This is a genomic window from Tellurirhabdus bombi, from assembly GCF_021484805.1.
In the GTDB taxonomy this organism is placed as follows: Bacteria; Bacteroidota; Bacteroidia; order Cytophagales; family Spirosomataceae; genus Tellurirhabdus; species Tellurirhabdus bombi.
In genome coordinates this window covers 1,900,807-1,923,487 of the sequence record NZ_CP090557.1, presented here as the reverse complement: position 1 = coordinate 1,923,487, position 22,681 = coordinate 1,900,807, and the positions used below count along the sequence as shown (strand labels likewise).

23 protein-coding genes are annotated in these 22,681 nt (G+C 48.7%); 19 read left to right on the top strand and 4 right to left on the bottom strand.

What is annotated here, in order from left to right; genetic code table 11:
- Positions 1-22: 22 nt before the first annotated feature.
- The 11 genes from L0Y31_RS08225 (at position 23) to ftsZ (ending at position 11,347) form a co-directional block, all read left to right on the top strand.
- Positions 23-205, top strand: coding sequence for a hypothetical protein (locus tag L0Y31_RS08225; protein WP_234736638.1), 183 nt, complete (start codon positions 23-25; stop codon positions 203-205).
- A gap of 23 nt (positions 206-228) precedes the next feature.
- The gene (locus L0Y31_RS08220; protein ID WP_234736637.1) at positions 229-1,056 is read left to right on the top strand and encodes a mechanosensitive ion channel family protein; all 828 of its coding nucleotides are present in this window, start codon (positions 229-231) and stop codon (positions 1,054-1,056) included.
- 13 nt (positions 1,057-1,069) lie between these two features.
- Positions 1,070-2,050, top strand: coding sequence for a DUF3078 domain-containing protein (locus tag L0Y31_RS08215; protein ID WP_234736636.1), 981 nt, complete (start codon positions 1,070-1,072; stop codon positions 2,048-2,050).
- Between the two features lie 66 nt (positions 2,051-2,116).
- The gene (mscL, locus tag L0Y31_RS08210) at positions 2,117-2,452 is read left to right on the top strand and encodes a large conductance mechanosensitive channel protein MscL (protein WP_234736635.1); all 336 of its coding nucleotides are present in this window, start codon (positions 2,117-2,119) and stop codon (positions 2,450-2,452) included.
- A 130-nt stretch (positions 2,453-2,582) separates the two neighbouring features.
- Entirely contained in the window at positions 2,583-3,935 is a 1,353-nt protein-coding gene (gene murD, locus L0Y31_RS08205) for a UDP-N-acetylmuramoyl-L-alanine--D-glutamate ligase (RefSeq protein ID WP_234736634.1), read from the top strand.
- Between the two features lie 15 nt (positions 3,936-3,950).
- Positions 3,951-5,093, top strand: a complete 1,143-nt coding sequence (locus tag L0Y31_RS08200; RefSeq protein ID WP_234736633.1) for an FtsW/RodA/SpoVE family cell cycle protein — start codon at positions 3,951-3,953, stop codon at positions 5,091-5,093.
- 69 nt (positions 5,094-5,162) lie between these two features.
- Positions 5,163-6,257 carry an undecaprenyldiphospho-muramoylpentapeptide beta-N-acetylglucosaminyltransferase gene (gene murG / locus L0Y31_RS08195; RefSeq protein ID WP_234737144.1) on the top strand — a complete coding sequence of 365 codons (1,095 nt, stop codon included), beginning with the start codon at positions 5,163-5,165 and terminating at the stop codon, positions 6,255-6,257.
- A gap of 40 nt (positions 6,258-6,297) precedes the next feature.
- Positions 6,298-7,683: a UDP-N-acetylmuramate--L-alanine ligase gene (gene murC / locus L0Y31_RS08190; RefSeq protein ID WP_234736632.1), complete on the top strand. Its 1,386-nt coding sequence runs from the start codon at positions 6,298-6,300 to the stop codon at positions 7,681-7,683.
- A 37-nt stretch (positions 7,684-7,720) separates the two neighbouring features.
- A complete protein-coding gene (locus L0Y31_RS08185) occupies positions 7,721-8,497 on the top strand; it encodes a cell division protein FtsQ/DivIB (protein ID WP_234736631.1) in 777 nt (258 codons plus the stop codon).
- The gene (gene ftsA, locus L0Y31_RS08180) at positions 8,494-9,888 is read left to right on the top strand and encodes a cell division protein FtsA (RefSeq protein ID WP_234736630.1); all 1,395 of its coding nucleotides are present in this window, start codon (positions 8,494-8,496) and stop codon (positions 9,886-9,888) included. Before L0Y31_RS08185 ends, ftsA begins: the two co-directional genes overlap by 4 nt.
- An 85-nt stretch (positions 9,889-9,973) precedes the next feature.
- On the top strand, positions 9,974-11,347 hold the full coding sequence (ftsZ, locus tag L0Y31_RS08175) for a cell division protein FtsZ (protein WP_234736629.1): 1,374 nt from the start codon (positions 9,974-9,976) through the stop codon (positions 11,345-11,347).
- A gap of 40 nt (positions 11,348-11,387) precedes the next feature.
- Here the strand turns inward: ftsZ and L0Y31_RS08170 are convergent, their stop codons facing one another.
- Both L0Y31_RS08170 and L0Y31_RS08165 read right to left on the bottom strand, forming a co-directional pair.
- The gene (locus L0Y31_RS08170; RefSeq protein WP_234736628.1) at positions 11,388-12,524 is read right to left on the bottom strand and encodes an MBL fold metallo-hydrolase; all 1,137 of its coding nucleotides are present in this window, start codon (positions 12,522-12,524) and stop codon (positions 11,388-11,390) included.
- A 217-nt stretch (positions 12,525-12,741) separates the two neighbouring features.
- Entirely contained in the window at positions 12,742-13,848 is a 1,107-nt protein-coding gene (locus tag L0Y31_RS08165; RefSeq protein ID WP_234736627.1) for a hypothetical protein, read from the bottom strand.
- A gap of 153 nt (positions 13,849-14,001) precedes the next feature.
- On the opposite strand from L0Y31_RS08165, the gene L0Y31_RS08160 reads away from it, so the two are divergent.
- The 3 genes from L0Y31_RS08160 to L0Y31_RS08150 all read left to right on the top strand — a co-directional run bounded on the left by L0Y31_RS08160 (position 14,002) and on the right by L0Y31_RS08150 (position 17,697).
- Positions 14,002-15,114, top strand: coding sequence for a DmpA family aminopeptidase (locus tag L0Y31_RS08160; protein ID WP_234736626.1), 1,113 nt, complete (start codon positions 14,002-14,004; stop codon positions 15,112-15,114).
- A gap of 21 nt (positions 15,115-15,135) precedes the next feature.
- Positions 15,136-16,077 (top strand): ATP-binding cassette domain-containing protein, encoded by a 942-nt coding sequence (locus L0Y31_RS08155; protein ID WP_234736625.1) that lies wholly within the window; start codon positions 15,136-15,138, stop codon positions 16,075-16,077.
- A 114-nt stretch (positions 16,078-16,191) separates the two neighbouring features.
- On the top strand, positions 16,192-17,697 hold the full coding sequence (locus tag L0Y31_RS08150) for an ABC transporter permease/substrate-binding protein (protein ID WP_234737143.1): 1,506 nt from the start codon (positions 16,192-16,194) through the stop codon (positions 17,695-17,697).
- A gap of 86 nt (positions 17,698-17,783) precedes the next feature.
- Here the strand turns inward: L0Y31_RS08150 and L0Y31_RS08145 are convergent, their stop codons facing one another.
- Both L0Y31_RS08145 and L0Y31_RS08140 read right to left on the bottom strand, forming a co-directional pair.
- Positions 17,784-17,996 carry a hypothetical protein gene (locus L0Y31_RS08145; protein ID WP_234736624.1) on the bottom strand — a complete coding sequence of 71 codons (213 nt, stop codon included), beginning with the start codon at positions 17,994-17,996 and terminating at the stop codon, positions 17,784-17,786.
- 93 nt (positions 17,997-18,089) lie between these two features.
- Entirely contained in the window at positions 18,090-19,244 is a 1,155-nt protein-coding gene (locus tag L0Y31_RS08140; protein WP_234736623.1) for an MFS transporter, read from the bottom strand.
- 272 nt (positions 19,245-19,516) lie between these two features.
- On the opposite strand from L0Y31_RS08140, the gene L0Y31_RS08135 reads away from it, so the two are divergent.
- The 5 genes from L0Y31_RS08135 (at position 19,517) to L0Y31_RS08115 (ending at position 22,672) form a co-directional block, all read left to right on the top strand.
- Positions 19,517-19,858, top strand: a complete 342-nt coding sequence (locus L0Y31_RS08135) for a cupin domain-containing protein (protein WP_234736622.1) — start codon at positions 19,517-19,519, stop codon at positions 19,856-19,858.
- A 35-nt stretch (positions 19,859-19,893) separates the two neighbouring features.
- Positions 19,894-20,502 carry a ribosome biogenesis GTP-binding protein YihA/YsxC gene (yihA, locus tag L0Y31_RS08130; RefSeq protein ID WP_234736621.1) on the top strand — a complete coding sequence of 203 codons (609 nt, stop codon included), beginning with the start codon at positions 19,894-19,896 and terminating at the stop codon, positions 20,500-20,502.
- Positions 20,503-20,658: 156 nt separating this feature from the next.
- Entirely contained in the window at positions 20,659-21,165 is a 507-nt protein-coding gene (locus tag L0Y31_RS08125; RefSeq protein ID WP_234736620.1) for a DUF5606 family protein, read from the top strand.
- Positions 21,166-21,381: 216 nt separating this feature from the next.
- Complete coding sequence (locus tag L0Y31_RS08120; RefSeq protein WP_234736619.1) at positions 21,382-21,900, top strand: RNA polymerase sigma factor; 519 nt, start codon at positions 21,382-21,384, stop codon at positions 21,898-21,900.
- Complete coding sequence (locus tag L0Y31_RS08115) at positions 21,884-22,672, top strand: HEAT repeat domain-containing protein (RefSeq protein ID WP_234736618.1); 789 nt, start codon at positions 21,884-21,886, stop codon at positions 22,670-22,672. Before L0Y31_RS08120 ends, L0Y31_RS08115 begins: the two co-directional genes overlap by 17 nt.
- The last annotated feature ends 9 nt before the right edge of the window (positions 22,673-22,681 follow it).

The following is a 22,681-nucleotide window of genomic DNA, read 5'->3' as shown; positions in this document are numbered from 1 at the left end:
ACTAAAAAATTAACTTAGCGCTATGTCCGTTATAAAAGATCCATTTCAGGAGTTGGAACCCGATGTATCCTGCCCTCCCCAACTCAAGGATGAACTCATCTCGGAAATTGATACCATTAGGAATTCACTGACTGTTGTTGAGCTGTATGCCAGCGATTTTCTGAAAGTTACCACTACTTTTTTGAATGCCATTTTAACAAAATAACTCCCATTATCCTTTGCCTTCTTATGGAACGCCTGCCTGACCTTGTCGATGTGCTAATTAATACGTTTAGAGCCTTAATCAACCAATTCATTGAATTTGTACCTCGACTATTAGGTGCCGGCTTTATTTTGGGTATTGGGTTTTTGGTTGGCAAAGCAATATCTGTCGTAGTAAAAAAATTACTTGACCGCGTTGGGTTCGACAAAATTGGTGAAAAACTCAACGAAATACATTTTATCAAGCAGCTTAAAACAGAGATAAAATTAAGTGAAATTGTCTCTAAAGTACTGTATTACTTTATTTTGCTTGTGTTTTTAATGGCAGCTACCGAAACGCTGGGTGTTTCGGCCATTACAGACATGGTTAAGTCGCTGGTAGGCTTTATTCCTCGCTTGATTGCCGCCGCTATCATGCTGCAAGTTGGTGTCCTGATTGCCGACTCGCTACGAAGCGGCGTTGTTACACTTTGCCAATCCTTCAACATTGCTTCGGGAAAACTCTTGGGCATGATTGTATTTTTCTTCTTTCTAATTATTACCTTAATTAGTGCTCTCGGGCAAGCAGGCATTAATACAGAGTTGCTCGAATCCAGTTTTAATCTATTGATTGGCGGTATTATCTTCGCTTTTGCGGTTGGTTATGGATATGCATCGCGTGACGTAATGGCAAATATTTTGTCTTCATTTTACAGTAAAAATCGCTTTCGTCCAGGCCAGACAATCCGTATTGATGGCTTGAAAGGGGTTATTCTAAACATCGACAATACATCACTAACCCTCCAAACCGGCGATACAACCACGATTGTTCCCTTGCAAACCCTTCAATCCCGATCCGTTGAAGTGTTTGATTAAGTTTGTACTTACCATGAAATACCTCTTACTCACCACGTTTTTAATTAGTTGGACAATTCCTACCCTGGCCCAGGTTCCTGTTAAAGTAGATACGGTTATTGTCGATACTGTTAAACCTGGCCAAACTGAAGCAATCAAAATTGATACGGTTCAGGTAAGCACTGTCCAAGTCGATACCATTAAGGCCGTTAAAAAAGACACAACCTACTGGAAACGCTCCGGTCAGACAGGCATTAACCTTAACCAGGGCTCTTTTAGTAATAACTGGACGGGCGGCGGGGTCAACTCCATTGCGCTCGGTTTGCTACTAAACGCTAAAGCCGACTACCTACGGGATCGCTTTAACTGGACCAGTGAGATTCAGTTTCAGTATGGCATTGTCAAGAACGAAGGCCAGGGCATGCGGAAAAATGTCGACCGTTTATTTGTTGACTCCAAGGCTGGTTACCGAATCAGCAAATCCTGGCAGCTATTTGGCTCTGGAAGCTTGCTTTCCCAATTTGCGCCTGGATATAAATATGAAAATCTCACGGGTGGGGGTGAACGAATTGTGCTCATTTCCGGCTTTTTTGCCCCTGCTTACATTACCGAGGCCATTGGTCTGGAATACAAGCCTAATTCATTCTTCAACCTGCAATTGAGCCCTGCTACCCTGCGGCAAACCGTTCTATCCAATGATGATGTCTCCGTTGGTGAGCCTAAGCGATATGGGGTTCCAGATGGCCGGCGTGTCCGTAATGAAGCTGCCTTTCAGGCATTGGTTAACTATGACCGGGACGTGGCCAAGAATCTGAACCTGAAAGCCCGTTATCTGTTGTTCGCTAATTACGCCACCTTCTATGCCATTGACCACCGACTGGATTTTTCCTTAACGGCTAAAATTAACCGCTTTGTCAATGTCAACTTTACGGGAATTATTCTCTATGACAAAGACCAGGACAATGCCGTACAATACAGTCAAGGTCTGGCAATTGGCCTACTCTACAAGTTTTAGGAAACCAAGCATTTGAAGGGTATAAAAATAATATTACTTTCAGCGGTTAACTTAAACTTATCCGCCATGCTAAGAGAATTTAAACAGTTTATTGCTCAAGGAAATGTACTGGACCTGGCCGTCGGTGTTATCATCGGAGCCGCTTTCGGAAAAATTGTAAACTCATTTGTGGAAGACATCATCAACCCTATTCTTGGTGTATTAACCGGCGGCGTTGATTTCAGCCAGCAAAAGATCGTTCTGGAGGCGGCCAATGAAGCGGCGGGCAAAGCAGAAGTGGCCATCCGTTATGGCAATTTTCTGAATGTAACCATTCAGTTTATCATTATTGCGTGGGTCATTTTTCTAATCGTAAAAGCAGCTAATCGGCTTAGAATGTCTTCTTCGATGAAAAAAGCCTAACTCCTGAATTAGATAGCTTTTCCGCACCCCGGCCATCCGGGGCTTTTTTATGGGTAAAAATTATTGTCACAACTTAGCAGGCGAGGCTACGCCGAAAATTTTATTTTTGCCGCTTGATTGACACATAGGTATGAATACGAAACCGTTGTTGGTAATTTTAGGAGGAGGCGAAAGCGGCGTTGGCGCAGCCTTGTTAGCGCAGGCCAAAGGAATGGATGTGTTTTTATCGGATCGTGGAACGCTTCAGGATGAATACCGCGAAACGCTTCGGCAGGCCGCTATTCCGTTTGAGGAGGGCCAGCACACGGAGGAACGCATCTTACAGGCAACGGAAGTAGTGAAAAGCCCGGGTATTCCAACCAAAGTACCCATTGTGCAAAAGCTGCTGGCGAAGCAAATTCCGATTATTTCCGAAATCGAACTGGCAGCGCGGTATACGAAAGCCAAACTCATTGGCATTACCGGAAGCAACGGAAAAACCACCACTACCCTACTGATTTACCACCTCCTTAAAAATGCGGGTCTGCGCGTCGGGCTTGCCGGAAACATCGGTGACAGCTTTGCCCAGCAGGTCATTGAGGACACTTACGATTATTTTGTTCTGGAACTGAGCAGCTTCCAACTGGATGATATGTATAACGTCCGGCTTAACGTGGCAGTGCTGCTTAATATCACCCCTGATCATCTTGACCGGTACGAGTATACTTTCCAAAAATACGTGGATTCAAAGTTTCGGCTTCTGCAAAACATGACAGCCGAGGATTCTTTTATCTATTACGCAGAAAGTCAACCGATTCAGGAAGAGCTGGCTAAGCGGTCTCTGGATATTCAGCATTTTCCTATTTCTTTATCAACGACGCCCGAACCGGGTGCTTATCTGGCAAGTGGCGAGCTGCTAGCCCGGAGCCATAGCCAGACGTTCCAGACAGCCCTGGCCGAGCTTCCCCTTCAGGGAAAACACAACGCCATCAACATGCTTGCGGCAATCCTGGCAGGCCAGGCAATTGGCTTGACAGCGGAACAAATTCGGCAGGCACTGCTGACTTTTCAGAATGCAGCCCATCGCCTTGAACCCGTCGGAACGATCGATGGTATACGGTTTATCAATGACTCAAAAGCGACGAATGTTGATTCCGTTTATTATGCTTTGGAAAGCATAACCACCCCTATTATCTGGATTGCCGGGGGCCTCGACAAAGGAAATGATTATAGTCAGATTGATTCATTAGTTAAAGAAAAAGTTAAAGCATTGATTTGCTTAGGCAAGGATAATTCAAAGTTATTCAGTTACTTTAGTGCTAAGGTGCCTCACCTGGTTGAAACGCAGGACGTAGCCGAAGCCGTAAATCTAGGCTTAGAATTTGGGCAACAGGGGGATACGGTTTTACTCTCGCCCGCTTGCGCCAGTTTTGATTTGTTTCGGAATTACGAAGACCGAGGTAACCAATTTAAAGAAGCCGTAAAAAAACGGGAAACAAAGTAACCGGTAGATAGGAAAATGACGCTCCCAACGACACTTTCGACCAAAGACTGGCTCAAAGGGAATCTCAAAGGGGATTACCACATTTGGGGTGTGGTCTTATTTCTATCCGTAATGAGTGTGGCGGTCGTTTACAGTGCAACCGGCACCATTGCCTACCAGAAAATGCTTTCTACCGAGCATTATTTATTTAAGCATGGATCGCTGGTCGTGCTGGGACTGGTTTTCATGTGGTTTGCGCACCGCGTTAATTACACCGTCTACTCCCGACTCTCTAAATTTGGCATGTGGCTCTCGGTGCCGCTTTTGCTCTGGGCATTTATCAAAGGGGCCAGTTTGAACGATGCCAGTCGGTGGATTACTATTCCCCTGATTAATCAGACCTTCCAACCCTCCGATTTAGCCAAATTAGCGCTGATTTCAAACCTGGCGGCTATGCTGGCTAAGCGGCAACACATTCGTCGCGACCAATATGAACCGCGTTTGCTAACCAACATGATCGTCTGGATTGGCATTATCTGCGCGCTAATCGTTCTGACAAACGCATCAACAGCGCTGCTACTCGGTGCTACCTGTTTTTTACTGATGTTTATTGGCCGTGTCCCCATGAAATACCTGGTCATGATGGTCGCGGTTTGCGTCTTTTTTGGCAGTTTTGCACTGATTTTTGGTCAGCGGTTTAGCACAGTAATGGGTCGTCTGGAGCGTTTTGGCAGTAATGACAAGATCGATTATCAGGTCGAGCAAGCCTACGTTGCACTTGCCAACGGTGGCTTAACGGGCCAGGGACCGGGCAACAGCCACCAGCGTAACTTCCTGCCCCACCCTTATTCCGATTTTATTTTTGCCATGATCGTCGAAGAATACGGCTTGATTGGTGGTGTTATAATCGTTGGTGCTTACCTCTACCTGCTCTGGCGGGGGATGCGCGCCATTCGAAAGAGTAATCGCGCCTTTGGCGGGCTTTTATCGGCAGGGCTGACATTCAGTATTGTCATACAGGCCATGATTAACATGGCGGTCTCGGTTGGCCTTGTGCCCGTAACGGGTTTACCTCTTCCACTCTTGAGTATGGGTGGCACGTCCCTGCTTTTCACAGGAACAGCCATTGGCATTATTCTCAGTGTTAGTCGGGGGGAAGTAGACGAAAGCAAAATTTGATTTCTGGATCTAAGCAGGCGCGCAAGCAGCCGCAAGTTACCAGAAACTGAAATAACTATTGAAATGCCAATACGCATCATAATCAGTGGCGGTGGCACCGGCGGACATATTTATCCGGCCATTGCTATTGCAAACGAACTAAAGACAATTGATCCTACCATTGAATTGCTGTTCGTAGGGGCAGAAGGGAAAATGGAGATGGAGAAGGTGCCCCGTGCCGGTTATCCCATTGTTGGGCTACCGGTAGTTGGCATCAAACGGCAGCTAACGCTGGAAAACCTGGCTTTTCCGCTGAAGTTGAGTCGGAGCTTGCGGCAGGCCCGAAAAATCGTCCGTGACTTTCAACCAAACGTTGCGGTTGGTGTAGGTGGTTACGCAAGTGGGCCGGTGTTGTTGGCAGCTTCGCGATCCGGAGTTCCAATCCTGATTCAGGAACAGAATTCCTACGCTGGCCTGACGAATAAGATACTGTCGCGCTGGGCCAAAAAGATTTGTGTGGCTTATCCGGGCATGGACGCTTTTTTCCCAGCGGAAAAAATCCAGATGACGGGTAATCCCGTTCGGACGGACATCATCGCGGCGGCGGGCAAACGGGCAGAAGGATTAGCCCATTTTGGCTTTCAGGCAGATCACAAGACGCTGCTAATTATTGGCGGAAGTCAGGGCGCCCGGAGCATTAATGAAACAATTGAAAAGGACCTGAATTTACTGGTTCAATCCGGTTATCAGGTTATTTGGCAAACGGGTCCGCAATTTATAGAGCGCGCCCGAATGGCCATTGCAAATAGTGCCTCTGAACGCATTAAGGCGTTTGATTTTATTTATGAAATGGATAAAGCATACGCCGCCGCGGATACCGTGATTTCGCGGGCAGGTGCCTTATCTGTATCGGAACTTTGCCTGGTTGAGAAACCAGCCATTCTGGTGCCCTTCCCAGCTGCTTCGGAAGATCACCAAACTAAAAATGCCATGAGCCTGGTTAGTCGGCAGGCCGCGTTGCTGGTCACAGATCGCGAAGCCGGAAGTAAACTGGTCAGCTCGGCATTGCAGTTACTGGAGAATACGCAGGAGCAGCAACTACTTAGTAAGAACATCCGTGAGCTGGCCCGTCCCAAAGCGGCCAGGGAAATTGCAGAAGAAGTATTGAAGTTAGTCAATAAATAATCCTTTTGGCATCGTCCAAAATACCTATCCGATTACAGCAGTGACACTTAATAACATCAAATACGTCTATTTCCTCGGAATTGGCGGTATTGGAATGAGCGCCCTGGCCCGCTGGTTTCTGGTAAATGGGTATGAAGTGGCAGGTTACGATAAAACCGTGACGCCACTAACAACCACGCTCCAGGACGAGGGAATGGTGATTCACTTTGACGAAGATATTGAACAGATTCCCGATCACTTCCGGCAGAACAAAGCCCAAACGCTGGTCATTTACACCCCCGCTGTGCCGAAAAACCACGCGGAATACGTCTACCTGACCGAGCAAGGCTTCACCTTGCAGAAGCGATCGCAGGTGTTGGGTTTGCTAGCCAGCCGGATGACAACCATTGCCGTTGCCGGAACGCATGGCAAAACCACTACCTCCTCGATGGTAGCGCACATTTTGCGCCATGCTGGGGTCAACTGTGCGGCTTTTTTGGGTGGCATCACGCAGAATTATCAGACAAATTTTTTACTCAATGATCCCGCCGAAGACCTGTCAAAGGTGATCTGTGTGGTTGAAGCCGATGAGTTTGACCGTTCTTTTCTGACGCTTTATCCGAATGTAGCCATCGTTACATCGACGGATGCTGACCACTTGGATATTTACGGCGATCACGATTCGGTCCTGGATTCGTTTGGTGCTTTTGTCAGCCAGATTAAACCAGACGGAGCGCTATTCATGAGAAAGGGCCTGGCTCTTGCCGCACAAACGCCAGCCACGGTTTTCGAGTATTCATTGCAGGAAGGCAGCTATCGGGCCGACAACCTGCGCATTGAGAACGCCCGGTTCCAGTTTAATCTGGTTTATCCCGGCGGCGTGATTGAGGATATTGCGTTGCTGCTTCCGGGCTTCCACAACGTAGAAAATGCGGTAGCAGCAGGAGCGGCAGCTTTGCAGGTGGGTGTCTCGCCCGAAGCGGTTCGGGAAGGACTTAATACTTATAAAGGGGTAAAACGCCGGTTTGAGTACATTCTAAAAACCGATTCTAAAGTTTTTATTGATGATTATGCGCATCACCCGGCCGAGGTAGAAGCTTTTCTGACCTCGCTGAAGGCGCTTTACCCAGACCGGGCAGTAACGGCCATTTTTCAGCCGCATTTATACACCCGGACGCGCGATTTCGCTAATGAATTTGCCGAAAGCTTATCCATTGCCGACCGGGTTATTTTGCTGGATATTTATCCGGCTCGTGAGTTGCCTATTGAAGGGGTGAGCGCCGATCTAATTTACCAAAATATTAAGTCGCCGCAAAAGTGGCAATGTTCTAAATCTGAACTGTCGCAAATCCTGGCTCAAAATCCACCGGAACTGCTGGCAACCATTGGTGCCGGTGACATCGATCAGATGATTCCAACCCTAAAAAAGCAATTTGGGGACCAATGAATAAAAATACCGGCTCAAACAAACAACTTGTTGCAGGATGTTACCTATTTTTAAAATAAAAAAAGTTTGGCTGACGTCATTACTAACAGGAGTTGCCTTGTTCGGGCTAATTGCGTTCACAGAACACCGGCAAAATCGACGGCGGGTTGAAGACGTTCAAATCAAGATGGATGAGGTGGATGGCCACCGTTTCCTGAACCGAAATGACGTGCTGCGCACCTTGACCAATGACGGAGCAGATTTGTTGATTGGCGATTCATTTGAAGACATTGATCTGAAGCAGTTGGAAAAACGGCTGCGACAAAACGGTCTGATCAAACAATGCCAGCTTTACCGCGATCTGAAGGGAAATTTGATTGCTGATATCAAGCAGCAGCGTCCACTAGCCCGGCTCGTGGCCAGTGGCGATGAAGAGCGATCAGCAATGGGGGGTTGGTATTTAAACGAAGAAGGTCGCTGGTTTCCGTTGTCGATGAATTATACCGCTCGGGTTACATTATTGACCGGAGACTATTTTTCTGAACGAAAACCATTAACGGCTGAACAAAGTAAGCCATTGCTGGATTTGTTAAAGTGGATAGAGGCTGATCCGTTCTGGAAAGCACAGATCGCGCAGATCATGGTCGATAAGAATCGGGAAGTTACGCTGATTCCCCAGGTCGGAGACCAGTATATCGAAATTGGGCAACCAGTTGATCTACAACCTAAATTTGACAAAATAAAGTTGTTTTATAAACATATATTGCCTCTCAAAGGATGGGAGCGTTATAAACGGGTTAGTGTGCAATACCGTAACCAGATAGTGTGCGAATGACACCGAAGCAAGACAACAAGATTATCGTAGGACTGGATATTGGAAGCACCAAAGTGTGCGCCGTAGCCGGCCGGTTGGTTCGTGATAATAACTACGCTCGCCTCGATGTGCTGGGCATGGGTAAATCTATCTCCGAAGGGGTAACCAAAGGAGGTGTACAGAATATTACCAAAACAGCTGATGCCATTCGAAAGGCGGTTGAAGAAGCAGCAAAACAAGCTAACCTGAATATTCATGTCGTTAATGTGGGCTTTTCGGGGCAACATATTTCGGCCCGGAAGCAGCACGGCAGCATTACCCGAACTTCGCCCGGTGATGAAGTGACCGCCACAGATGTTGAGCATCTTGTTGGCGACATGTATCGCTCGGTGATTCCGGCTGGAAATGAAATTGTGCACGTACTGCCCATGGATTTTATGGTCGATAATGAATCTGGAATTGACGATCCGGTCGGACGCTGCGGCGTTAAACTGGAAGCGGATTTTCAGGTCATCATGGCCCAGACCAATTCGGCGTCCAACACACGGCGGAGCATCAGCCGAACGTCCCTCCAGGAAGACATGCTGCTGCTGTCGCCGCTCGCTTCGGCTCTGGCCGTTCTGACGGATGAAGAGCGCCAGGCGGGTGTTGCTCTGGTAGACATTGGCGGCGGCACGACCGACATCGCTATTTATCACCGGAATGTGCTACGTCATGTAGCCGTTCTTCCTTTCGCGGGTAACAGCTTGTCAGCTGATATTCAGGAAGGTTGCAAGGTATTGCCCCATCAGGCTGAAATACTAAAAATTAAATTTGGTAGTGCAGATCCTTCCGAGTTTAAATTTAATCAAGTAGTTTCGGTGCCCGGTTTGAGTGGAAGACCTCCTAAAGACGTGCTGTTAAAGAATTTGGCCCTCATTATTGAGGCTCGGTTGAAAGAGATTGCAGCGATGGTTCAGGCCGAAATTATTCGGGCGGGCTATAAGGACAAACTTTTAGGTGGTGTTGTGATTACAGGTGGCTCGGCAGCCGTCAGCGGCATTGAAGATCTTTTCCGTCGGGTAACAGACATGCATACTCGTGTAGGTTTACCTGATCTGCTGGAACGCAATCCAAAGGCAGATCTGGTTAGCGACCCGGCGTATGCAACTGCTGTTGGACTGGTATGGGCTGGTTTTAAGCCATTGGATGAGCGCATTTCGGTAAGCAAGCACGTTGACGAAGTTGAAGAACCCGTCAAGGTGGGTATTGGTAACGGTAATTTCCGCCCCCAACAGGTGGCCATGAAACCACAAGCTGCCAAAGAACCCGAAAAGCCAGCAAAATCGAAAGGACCCAGCATTTGGGAACGCTTTAAATCGTTTCTGAATGATGACATTACCCCAGCGGACGACCGTTATGATCGTTCCTAGGGTTAAAACCGATTGCCAGTAGCATCCCCACACTCAACCGAACAGACAAAGACTTAGCTTTCGCGCACCAAAAAATTAGGAACCTATGCTGGAACATGGTTATAAATTTGAGCTTCCGACAGAGGAGGAACTGCCCATCATCAAGGTGATCGGTGTTGGTGGAGGCGGTAGTAATGCCGTTAACCATATGTTTCGGCTTGGCGTAAAGGATGTAGATTTTATTGTCTGCAATACTGACCGGCAAGCACTCACCAACAGCCCGGTACCCAGTAAATTGCAATTGGGTGCTCACTTAACCAAAGGACTCGGGGCCGGCACCGATCCCAAAGTGGGACGGGAAGCCGCATTGGAAAATATTGACGATATCCGGCTTTATCTGGGTGAACCTACGCAAATGGTGTTCATCACGGCAGGTATGGGAGGGGGAACCGGTACAGGTGCAGCCCCCATTATTTCCCAGATTGCCAAAGAGATGGGGCTTCTGACCATTGCCGTCGTTACGGCTCCTTTCAAATTTGAAGGAAAGGAAAAGCGACTTCAGGCCATGGAAGGGATTGATGGACTAAAAGCACACTGTGACACGGTTCTGGTCGTTTTGAACGACAAGCTAGCCGAAATTCACGGTGATTTGCCCATCCGGAAAGCCTTTGCTCACGCGGACAACGTTTTGGCCAATGCCGTCAAAAGCATCGCTGAAATGATCACGGTACGCGGTGAGATCAACGTTGACTTCATGGACGTAAAACGCGTTCTGGAAGGAGCTGGACAAGCGGTTATGGGTTCATTCGAGGCCGATGGTTCCGATCGCTCCCTGCAAGCCATCGAACAGGCGCTTAACTCTCCGCTTCTCAATGATCGCGATATCCGGGGTGCGAAACGGATTTTGCTCACAATGGCTTCCAGCAGTGAGTATGAAACGACCATGAACGAGCAGTTAATCATTACGTCGTTTATTGAGGATAAGATCGGTAAAGAAGCCTGGTTGTTTAAGCACGGTGCCATCATTGATGAGAGCCTGGGCAAAAAACTGCGGGTAACTGTAATCGCTGCCGGTTTTGATCTGGTTGATGATAAGGATTTTAATCCTAAACCCGATCCTGTTCCTGAGCCTGAACCAGAGCCTGAAATCCCGGAAGCTGAGCTTCAGGAGGAAGAACTGGTAGGTGCTCACGAAGACTCTCCGAATATCTTTAGCGAAACGCAGGGAGGACATACCCCTACGGGTGTTCCCGGCGTAAGCTACATCAGTGATCCGTACAGCACTTCGGAAGAAATGCTCCTGATAGAAGAACGGGAAGACGACCCAATGCAACTTCAGCGGATGATTCAGGAATTTGTTGCTAATCGCTACAATGAACGCGAGTTAGAACCACCTGCCTACACCCGGCAGAAAATTGTTCTTTACGATATGCCTATGATTCCGGATCATGAATTTTCACGAAGCCGGTTAAATGACTAAACCAACAAAAAGACCAGACGCTAATGTCTGGTCTTTTTGTTTAAGGATAACTCTCCCACCACCGCGTGGTTGAAACAGGACGCTCCAGAACTAAAACCTCTCCGATGCGGGGCGTGGCCACCTGTGTTCCCAGTTCAGCAGATTTTTTCATGAGGCGCTGAATCGGATCGCGCCAGGTATGAAGCGCCAAATTAAATTTCCCCCAGTGAATCGGCATTAACACATTAGCTTTCACATCAATCTGGGCTTGGGCCGTTTCTTCAGGCATCATGTGGATGCTAGCCCACCCTTCATTATAGGCACCACATTCCAGCATGGCTAAATCAAATGGGCCATATTTTTCACCAATCGCCTTAAAAGCAGGCTGATAGCCAGAATCACCGCCGTAATAAACACGCTTTTTTGTCCCCAGCAAAGCCCAGGATGCCCACAATGTCCCGTTTCGATTCGTAAAAAGTCCCCGTCCCGAGAAGTGTCGGGCGGGCGTACAAACCAGGGTTAAGTCATCCAATTGCGCTGATTCCCACCAGTCCAGCTCTGTGATCCGGTCGGGTGCAATTCCCCATTTTTCCAGATGAGCGCCAACGCCCAGGGGCACAAAAAAACGCGCGACCTTATCTTTCAGGCGTACGAATGTTTGGTAGTCCAGGTGGTCATAATGGTCGTGCGACATCACCACGGCATCCACCGGTGGCAATTCATCCACGTCGAAATAATGATTGTACAGAAATCGTTTGGGTCCGGCAAAAGATACGATGGAGGCTCGCTCGCTAAAAACCGGATCCGTCAACAAGGTTTTCCCCTGAATGCGGATCAACAGTGAAGAATGGCCAAACCAGCTAACAGCTACCTCATCGGGGCTGCCCGTTCCCTGAAAAAGGCGGGCATCAAACGGAACGGTCTGAATGGTATCTTTAGGCTCTGCGTCTACGGTGCCCTGAATCATCTTCCAACCCGTCTTCAGGTTCGTTTTCAGTGATAAATCCAATGTTGTTTCCACCAGATTTTGAAAAGCGCCTTCTTTATAATTCGGTGAATGCTGCATTCTTTTTAAACGCTCACCCGTGGCAACAGCCCCGAACTGGGGCGCAAAATTGACGTAAAGCGTAACAACCAGAATCAGCATGATAAGAATAGCAAGCATAAAGAGGGCGGTCATTTTAAAGAGTCTTTTCATAGAAGCTGTGGTGGAAACAGCAAAATGAGTTGACGAGTTCCGCCGCTTTAACGTGGCTGTATAGCGCAGAAAAGGCTGTTCAAGCTTCCAGTTAGCATCCCAAAACGTTGCTTCAGGGTCGTCATTTACTCCTATCAATCTGTTTCTTGATGGCTTACCCAAAATAACGACAGTAGTCTTTTGTAAAAGACCACTGTCTAAGCGCTGATCGAGGCAATTAATGAACTTTCAGTACCGTATATGCTGCCTGATTGGGCTGCCGCGTTCTCGACCCCACTTTAGTCAGCAAACGGTCATCGTCGTGAATAAGCAGCAAATGATCACGACCTACCAGGGTAATATCCTCCGCCTTGTGGCCAAAATGAATGGGTTGCCCCTGCTTATCCCGCACAAGCGTAAACGGTCGGTTGTTCAGCAGTTCGTCGGCTGTCGCTACCCACAGATAAGCATCCACCAGATTGTCTTTTTCAATCGACGTTACCAGCCAGAACACCTGCCGAATCGGGTCGTATTCGAGGCTCGACAAGGCCAAGGGCTTGGGCAGCTCTACTACGCTGGCCGGATCGAAATCGGTCACAATCCGCCAGTCGTCTTTTAAGGCAAGGCGCTCCCCGCTGGCTGTTTTTTTCTTCGTAAACGACACGGCAACAATGCGGGTGCGGTAGTCAAATTTGCTGTAGCTTTCGCCTTCTTCCCGAACGCCAAATAGCAACATTGAATCTTTTACGGCCAGTCCTTCGACCTTAAAATAAGGCATCCCAGCCGAAAAAGCGGGGCGGTTCTGCGCCAGCAGGCGACTAAGCTGCTCCCGGTAGGCCACCGAATTTTGTGCGCCTTCTTCGGGTGCCAATACCTGAGGCTGGGCTTCGTTGCCGCGTTTCCAGTACAGAATGGTATTAAAACCATCCCAATCCGCCGAGCCGGGCTTAACGCGGTCGAAAGCGGTGGTCAGAAAAATGTAATCGCCATTGGTGGCAAAGTCTTCGAATTTTTTACTGGTTAAAAAGGGCTCTGCCAGCAAGGGTTTCGGCTGTACCGTCGTGTCGGCAAGGCGATCCCAGGGTTTCGAAAATACCGGACTCAGCCCTGTCGGCATCTCTTTATCATTAGCCAGATACACCGTTCCATTGTCGTACAGGACCGCTGACGTTTCGCACCAGACGGGTTTTCCATCCGGTAGGGTCAGATTGGGTGCACAGCAGGACAGAAAATTTTCGGTATCAATGGAAACAGTAACCGATTTGGAGGTTTGCGTGCGAGGCGTTTTACATTCGTAAAGTGAACAGGTAGCCAGTATGAAGCTAAAAAAAAGGTATTTTTTCATTCTAAAAGAGGAGGTATTGCTATTGACAAAAATTCAGGGGCTGCAATTTGGTGCATTTTGGCCTTATAAATTCAAAAGTGATGCCTATTTTGTCCAGGTGTTACTTTTCGGTATTGTGCTTAACTTGCCAGTAGCGAATCAACCGACAACTTCATGAAATACATTTTCCTATCTGTTCTCCTCCTTAGTGTTCAAAGCCTGCTTGCTCAGTCCACCAAGCGACCCCGTGAGTACGGCATCCGCATCGGTGTTATTCCCACGGGAGCACTCAACGCCATCACGGATGTACCGGGCGTACGGGTAGGCCAGGTAACACTCCAGCAGGGGCAGCATATTCGCACGGGCGTCACTGCGATCTTGCCGCATACCGATAATTTGTTCCAGCAAAAAGCACCGGCGGCCATTTACCTCGGCAACGGCTTTGGCAAATTGACTGGCTACAGCCAGGTAGAAGAACTGGGTACGCTCGAAACACCTATTATTCTGACGAACACCCTTAGCGTTCCGACCGCCGCCGACGCCGTGATCGACTACACGCTCTCGCAAACCGGCAACGCGCAGGTACGGTCGCTGAACCCCGTAGTCGGCGAAACAAACGACGGCGGCCTGAATGACATTCGGGGGCGCCACGTCACGAAACAGCACGTGCTCGACGCGATAAAGCAGGCCAAGACCGGCCCCGTCGAAGAAGGCAACGTTGGAGCGGGCACCGGTACGGTTTGCTTCGGTTTTAAAGGCGGCATTGGCACCTCGTCGCGTAAATTACCCGCTTCGCTGGGCGGCTATACGGTTGGCGTATTGGTACAAACCAATTTTGGGGGCGTTTTACAGATAGCAGGTGTGCCGATTGGGGTAGAACTGGGCAAATTTTCATACAAAGAAAAACTCGACGGTTCGTGCATGATGGTCGTTCTGACCGACGCGCCCCTCGATGCCCGCAACCTGAAACGGCTGGCGAAACGGGCCTTCATGGGCATGGGGCGCACGGGCGGCATCGCTTCCAACGGCAGCGGTGACTACGTCATTGCAGTCTCAACTGCCTACCGCATTCCACACGAGACAAAAAATTCATTCGATGAGGTGAAATTGCTGCGCAATGACAATACGTCGCCTCTTTTCATGGCGGCCATCGAAGCCACGGAAGAAGCCATTATCAACTCGCTCTTTGCCGCCCAAACCATGAAAGGCAACGAAGGGCACCAGGTCGAACAATTGCCGATTGAGAAAGTAGTAGCATTAATGCGTAAGGCGGGCCAAATCCATTAATCAGCTTTTAAACTACCTTCTATGATTTCAATCCGCCAGGTATCCCGAAATTTTGGCGACTATCAGGCCGTCCGAGATGTATCGTTTGAGGTGCACGCCGGGGAAACGGTGGTCTTGCTGGGCACGAGTGGTTGCGGGAAAACGACTACCCTGAAGATGATTAATGGCTTGATTTCGCCGTCGTCGGGCACGATTTCCGTGAATGGAACCGACGTCCGGCAGCAGGAAATCCACCAGTTGAGGCGGCAAATTGGGTATGTCATTCAGGATACGGGACTTTTTCCGCATTATACCGTTAGTGAAAACATGGCCATCGTCCCTCGTTTGTTAAACTGGGAAACCCAAGCCATTCAGGCACGCACCCGCGAATTACTCACTATGCTGAAACTGCCGGAAAGTGCGCTTCACCGATACCCTTCTGACCTAAGCGGCGGCCAGCGCCAGCGCGTTGGCTTGGCCCGGGCGTTGGCGGCGCGGCCGGCCATTCTGCTCATGGACGAACCCCTGGGTGCGCTCGACCCGGTCACGCGGGCGGGCATTCGCCGGGAATTTCGGCAACTCGATGAATTGAGGCAAAAAACAATCGTTCTGGTGACGCACGACGTGCAGGAGGCGTTTGAACTCGGCGACCGCATTGGCCTGATGGATGCCGGGCAATTGGTCCAGTTGGGAACACCTAAAGAGTTGCTTCTTCAGCCAAAAACCGATTTTGTCCGGGATTTTCTGAAAGAACAGCGACTTTTTTTGCAGCTACACACGTTTACACTAACTGATCTTGTGCCTTATCTGGAAGCTAATTCGCCCATAGAAACTAATTTCAGACTACCCGCCGAAACCCGCCTGGACGAAGTTTTAACGCAACTAACTCAGCAGCAAGCTTTTTTCGAAGTAGATAACCGGCAGTTTCAAATTCAGCCCGCCGCCATTTGGACCGCCATGAACCAGCTTTGCCAGCCTACCTAATTTGACTTTCTGGCTAACAACTCCAATTCTTCATAAATAAACCCTCCCTGCATCTTGGAAAGCACTAATTTTTTTGGCTTCCTCGCCGACCAATCCGACAAACTGCTCACCCAGATGCTCACGCACATTGGCCTTACTTTTCTGTCGCTGGTTCTGGCACTGCTTATCGGCTTACCCGTTGGCATTCTGATTACGCGCTACAAACGCGTGGCCGCTCCGGTACTGGGCTTAACGGGCGTTCTGCAAACGATACCGAGCATCGCGTTGCTGGGTTTTCTGATTCCGGTGCTGGGCATTGGCGTTGGACCCGCGTTGGTCGCCTTGTTTTTATATGCTCTGCTGCCCATTGTTAGAAATACGTACGTCGGTATTACAGAGGTCAGTCCTATTCTGAAAGAGGCGGCTCAGGGCATGGGCATGACCGATTTTCAAGTATTGACCCGACTCGAATTGCCGCTTGCTTTGCCGGTTATTTTTGCCGGTATCCGTACCGCGACGGTCATCAATGTCGGAGTGGCAACGCTGGCCGCTTACGTCGCTGGCGGTGGCCTGGGCGAATTTATTTTTGGCGGTATTGCGCTTAACAACACCTCGATGATTCTGGCAGGAGCCGTTCCGGCGGCTTTGCTGGCCGTTCTGTTCGATTTTTTACTGTCTAAATTACAGCATTTGCCTGCCATACGGATGCGGCGGGCGGCCCTGCTTTTTCTGCTTGTATCGCCTTTTCTTTCGGGTTTTTACTGGGTTTCCAAAGCTGAGCAGACGCGCCTGGTCGCCGGTTTTGCGCACGAGTTTTACGGTCGCGCCGATGGTTATCCCGAACTACAGAAAAAATATGGGCTATCCATTACTCCGCTTCTGCTCGACCAAAATTTGATGTACGAAGCAATTTATAACAAACAGGTTGATGTGATCAGTGGCTATTCTACGGACGGGCGCATTAAAGCCTATGAATTGACCGTTTTGGAGGACGATAAAAAAGCATTTCCGCCCTATCAGGCGGCTTTTGTGGTGCGGCAAGCGGTACTGAAAAAACATCCAGAACTGGCTGAAACGCTGAATTTACTGGTAGGACGACTAAACGATTCGATCATGACGGCCCTGAACTACCAGGCAGATTACCTCCATCAATCACCGGAGATTGTTGCGCGAAATTTTCTTAAAAAGACGGGCTTATATCAATCTCCTAAAGTCATGGATCGCCGGGAGAGTATTACCATTGGCTCCAAGATTTTCACGGAACAATATATTTTGGTAGAGATCATGCGTCAATTGCTGGAAGGACATACCTCGCTTCGTGTCTTGACGAAAACCGGTTTTGGTGGCACTAAAATTTGCTTTGATGCCCTTCGCACAGGCGCTATCGATGTTTATCCAGAATATACGGGTACAGGTTTGCTCGTCATTCTGCAACCCAATGTCCAGATAACAGATTCGCTACGTACGGATGCCAAAGCGACATACCGGTACGTAGCGAATGAGTTTACCCGACAATATGATTTAACGTGGCTGCCTCCTTTGGGCTTCAACAACGCCTATGCGCTGATGATGCGTCGGGAGCAAACCCGCCAACTTCAACTTCGGACAATTAGTGATTTACAGCAGTATCTCGAAAAATAAATTCCTTTAACGCACAATTCCCAGGTAAATTTAATCGGGAGAACCTGGCTCTGAAGACAACCGGATATTACTATACGTACATATTATCAGGCCTGGCCTGAAGGCTTGATGCCGTAGGAATGCAGCACATAATCGTCTACATCAATTCGCTCATTCATCAATACACGCCTATTAAAGATATCCCAAAATACTTCATCAGGAAGTTGATAAGCGCTTTGCACCCGTATCATGTCTCGAATGCTTTCCTTTACCTCATACGTAGCCTCTCGGCCTTGAGCCAATGTGGTTCTTGATTCCATTTGGTGTGTCTGATTATAAGGGATGAGTTTATAAAACGCCATCGTTCCAACTTTGTTTCCTTGAAATCAGAATTTTAATGGGAAATTTTAACCTTAGGCTTTAACTCGTGAGGCCAGCAAGGCAACACAAAGACCCATTCCGGCAATGATGGTGAACGAAATCCGCAGGCTCGTTGCACCAGCTACCAAACCGATCAGCGGCGGTCCGATCAGGAATCCCAGAAAGCCAATGGTCGAAACAGCAGCCAAGGCCACCCCCGGCGACATCACGGTTGATTTGCCAGCAGCGCTATACACCAACGGCACTACCGACGATACCCCGAAGCCCACCAGGAAAAAGCCAAAGATGGCCGTGCTCAGGTAGGGCAAAGCTACAGCAATCAGCAAACCCGTTGCAATCAGGGCACCGCTCAGGCGCAACGTAGCTTTTAGCCCAAATCGGCTGGTAAACCAGTCAGCCATGAAGCGGCCCAATGCCATCGTGCTCATAAAGGCCGTATAGCCCGCGCCAACCCAGGCCTGGTCAGCCAGGAGTACTTTCTTAAAATAAACCCCGCTCCAGTCGAACATGGCGCCTTCGCAGATCATCGAGCAGAAGGCGATAATACCCAGCATCAGCAGCGCTTTATCGGGTTTGGCAAACAACGGCTGATCGCCGTTCTGGCCGGCGTCTTCGGGTAAAATATACCGCGAGCTAATCGCCAGCGCGACCAGCACAAATAACAAAATCAACGTAAAATGCTGATAAGGTACCACGCCAGAAGCGATCATAGCCGCCCCAATAGTGGCTCCCGTGAAACCCGCCAGGCTCCAAAGGCCATGAAACGAAGCCATGATCGAACGTTTGTAGAGCCCTTCGACGCCTACGGCCTGTGTGTTAATCGAAATGTTGGCCATGTTTCCCGCCAAACCGAAGACAAACAGACAGCCAACAAGCTGCAAGGTCGTTTGCGCCATTCCCAGGCTTACCAGCGTCAGCGCATAGAGAGCGATGGCTACCGTGGCTACTTTGCGGCTGCCCGTTTTGGCAATGAGCCAACCCGAAAAAGGCAGCGACAGCATCAGACCAGCGGGTAAAGCCAGCAAAACGCCGCCCAGCGCCGTATCAGATAAACCTAAGGTTTGTTGAATGGTCGGAATACGGGACGCCCAACTGGCAAAACTCAGACCTTGCAGAAAAAAGAGAACTCCTACCGCAATCCGTCGTATCGCGGGAGAAGCTGCGGGTGGCGATAATTGAAAAATCATCTGTATATATTATTAAAAAAATTCTATTTGTAAAATCTATCAAACAAATCCGTTGGCACTCACCTAAATCAGGCTTGGTTAGCTATTTAAAGCAAGACAACAAGGATCTTGAATTGATTTGATAACGTAAATAAACAGAGTAAGTTCTTTGTTTCAGTCAATCTCCTGTAGAGTTATAACACTTTGTCAGGATAGTACAAAAAGAATAAAAACGGTGTGAGATACAGCGTGATTTGGTAACTTCGGCATTCCTTAACTAACTCTCCTTTCGAATGATTACGTTGGACAAGCTGTTCATAGAGGATACGCAATTGCCTTGGGAAGACGTGGGTCCGGGTGTGCGTCGCAAGATTATGGCCCACGACCCGAACCTGATGCTGGTCAAAGTGGCCTTCGAAGCGGGAGGCGTTGGGGCGGTGCATCATCACTACCATACGCAGATGAGTTACGTAGAAAGCGGACGCTTCGAAATCACCATCGACGGCGCAACCCGCGTGCTGAAAGCCGGAGATGTCTACCACATTCCTCCAAACCTGCCCCACGGTGCTGTTGCGCTGGAAGCAGGCGTACTGGTCGATGTATTCACGCCCCGGCGGGAAGATTTTATTCAGTAAATGCACAATTGCTTTTACGCTGTTTTAATTACGCTATGAAAATCAAACAAGCTGACTTCGTTATCAGCAATACCAATCCTACCCTTTGCCCAAAACCCGACAAACCGGAATACGCGTTTATCGGACGGTCAAACGTGGGAAAGTCGTCGCTCATCAACATGCTCACGGGGCGCCACAATCTGGCGAAAACCTCACAGACGCCCGGTAAAACGCAGCTTATCAACCACTTTATCATCAACAACGAGTGGTATCTGGTCGATTTACCCGGCTACGGATTTGCCAAAGTCAGCAAGATGGAGCGCGAAAAATGGGAACAGATGATTAACTCGTACCTCATGGATCGCTCCAACCTGGTCTGTACATTTGTGCTAATCGACGGTCGGATTGAACCGCAGAAAATTGATCTGGCTTTTATGGAGTGGCTGGGCGAGCACGGTATCCCGTTCGTTATTATTTTTACCAAAACGGAGAAAGTCGGTGTTAATGCCATCCAGCAGTCTGTTAGCCGTTACCGCAAAACCATGCTGCAAACCTGGTCTGAAGTACCCCAGATGTTTGTTTCATCTTCGGTAAGTGGCCGGGGAAAAGAGGAAGTGCTGGCCTATATTGATGAGCTAAATCAGGAATTTAAGCAAGCCAACTAAGCGGAAAGGGGTTTGTATAGCCTCGACTGGTTTTTCATTTTAATCCGTCGGGTCCGTTCAATACGCGTTCCTATTTCTTTATATTTGCCCCTCGATTTTGAATAAAATTGGCAATAACCAAACAACATCAACCGTTACCAGTTAAATCAGAGTAGGATGGAGTCCCTGAAAGAGATTGCAAATATCGCCGGAAAAAGTGGTTTATACCGGATATTGAAGCCCAGTCGGGCAGGTGTTGTCGTCGAATCGCTTGACGATAAAAAAGAGAAATTGCTGATCGGTCCGACCGCTCGCGTGTCTATATTAAAAGATATTTCGATCTATACTGAAGACGAAAACGAGTCGGCACCGCTAGGAGTAGTTTTCCAGGCGATTTACGAGAAATATGGCGATGAGTTACCGGTGTCTCCGAAAACATCGTCAAACAACGATTTCGCTGACTTTCTGGAAGAAGTACTTCCTGCTTACGACCGTGATCGCGTTCACGCGTCTGATGTAAAGAAATTAATTAGCTGGTACTCCATTCTGCGCACCAATGCGCCAGAACTTTTTGATACGGCAACTGCTGAAGAAGCGCCTGCTGAACAAAATGAGGAAGTAGCAGTTGAAGATAAAGCCGCTCCTGTAGACGGCAATGCTGACGATACAATCGAAAAAGCATAAATAATTTCCATTTTCAGAAACGAGAAAGCAGAGATTGGCCATTGGCTTCTCTGCTTTTTTTTATGCCTTTTCTTTTTACCCTCTAAATCATATTGCGCTCATAGTCAGACACAAACTAACAAGTAATTTCTCCTCAGGCTGTGTTTCACCCACTTTTTTTTCTTTTTTTCAGTAAAGCTGTAATGTTTTTCTGCCTCGCTCGTCTTTGTCTTTGAAATGGATTTACAAGCCTTCAAGCAAAAGGTACTCCCCGTCCAGAACCGACTCTTTCGGCTGGCAAAAATGTTTCTCCGCAACCGCGAAGAAGCCGAGGATACCTTGCAGGAAGTCTTGTTACGGCTCTGGACCAAACGGCAGCAGTTGGATGACTACCAGAGTGTCGAAGCCCTGGCCGTGCAGATGACCCGGAATTTGTGCCTGGACAAACTAAAGTCCGGCGCCAACCAGACCATGAACGACGACGCAACGATACAAAGTTTTCAGGCCACGGGGGCCTCTCCCTACGAGCAACTGGAAGCCACGGACAGCGCGGAGGTCATGCGGCGGCTTATCGACACGTTGCCAGAAACCCAAAAACTGATTTTGCACCTGCGTGATGTGGAAGAATATTCGTTTGAAGAAATCCAGGAAGTAACGGGTTTGACGATCAACAATATTCGGGTGATTTTGTCGAGAGCGCGCCAGCAGGTGCGGGAAATGTATTTAAAGACAACCAATTATGAAGCAGGATATTGAAAAACTGCTGGAGAAATACTACGAAGGCGAAACGACCGTAGACGAAGAAAAACAGCTCCGTACGTTTTTTCAGCAGGAGGTAATACCCAGTCATTTGCAAAGCCACGCGGCGCAGTTCCAGTATTTTGCCAGCGCCCAGGCAGAGCAACCATCAACGCAGACGGCGGAGTGGCTGGATCAGACTGCCAAGCCGCAAACCCAGATTCGCCGCCTGACCAGCTGGGGGCTTCGTCTGGCAGCCAGTTTAATCTTGATTGCTGGTGGCTTTATGGGCGGCTTGCTGTATAACCGTCAACCCGTCGATCAGCTCGCTTTTTCGTCGGAAAATGACGTCCGGGAAATTACGCCGGAATACGCCATGAAAAAGGCACTTCGTTTTGAGGAAGCGGCAACGACTTCGGCCAGCGAACGGATTCAGGCGGTTAATCAGAGTTACGAACTCAACGAAGCCAATCAGGAAATTACCCAGCTTTTAATTAACACACTGAATTTTGATGACAATCTGAACGTGCGACTTGCCGCCTGCCAGGCCTTACTTCGGTTTGAAAATGAGCCGGGTGTGCGCGAAGCCCTGATTCAGTCGCTTAAAATTCAGACCGATCCTAACGTGCAGATAACCCTCATTGAGGCGCTGGTTGCTATGAAAGAGAAGCGAGCGGTAGATGAGATGCAACGACTCGTTCAGAACCAGCAAGTACTGGAAGTGGTCCGCCTGAAAGCCGAAGAAGGTCTTAATCACCTGTCCGACAGTAAACATAAAAATGCTTCTTAACACACTCGT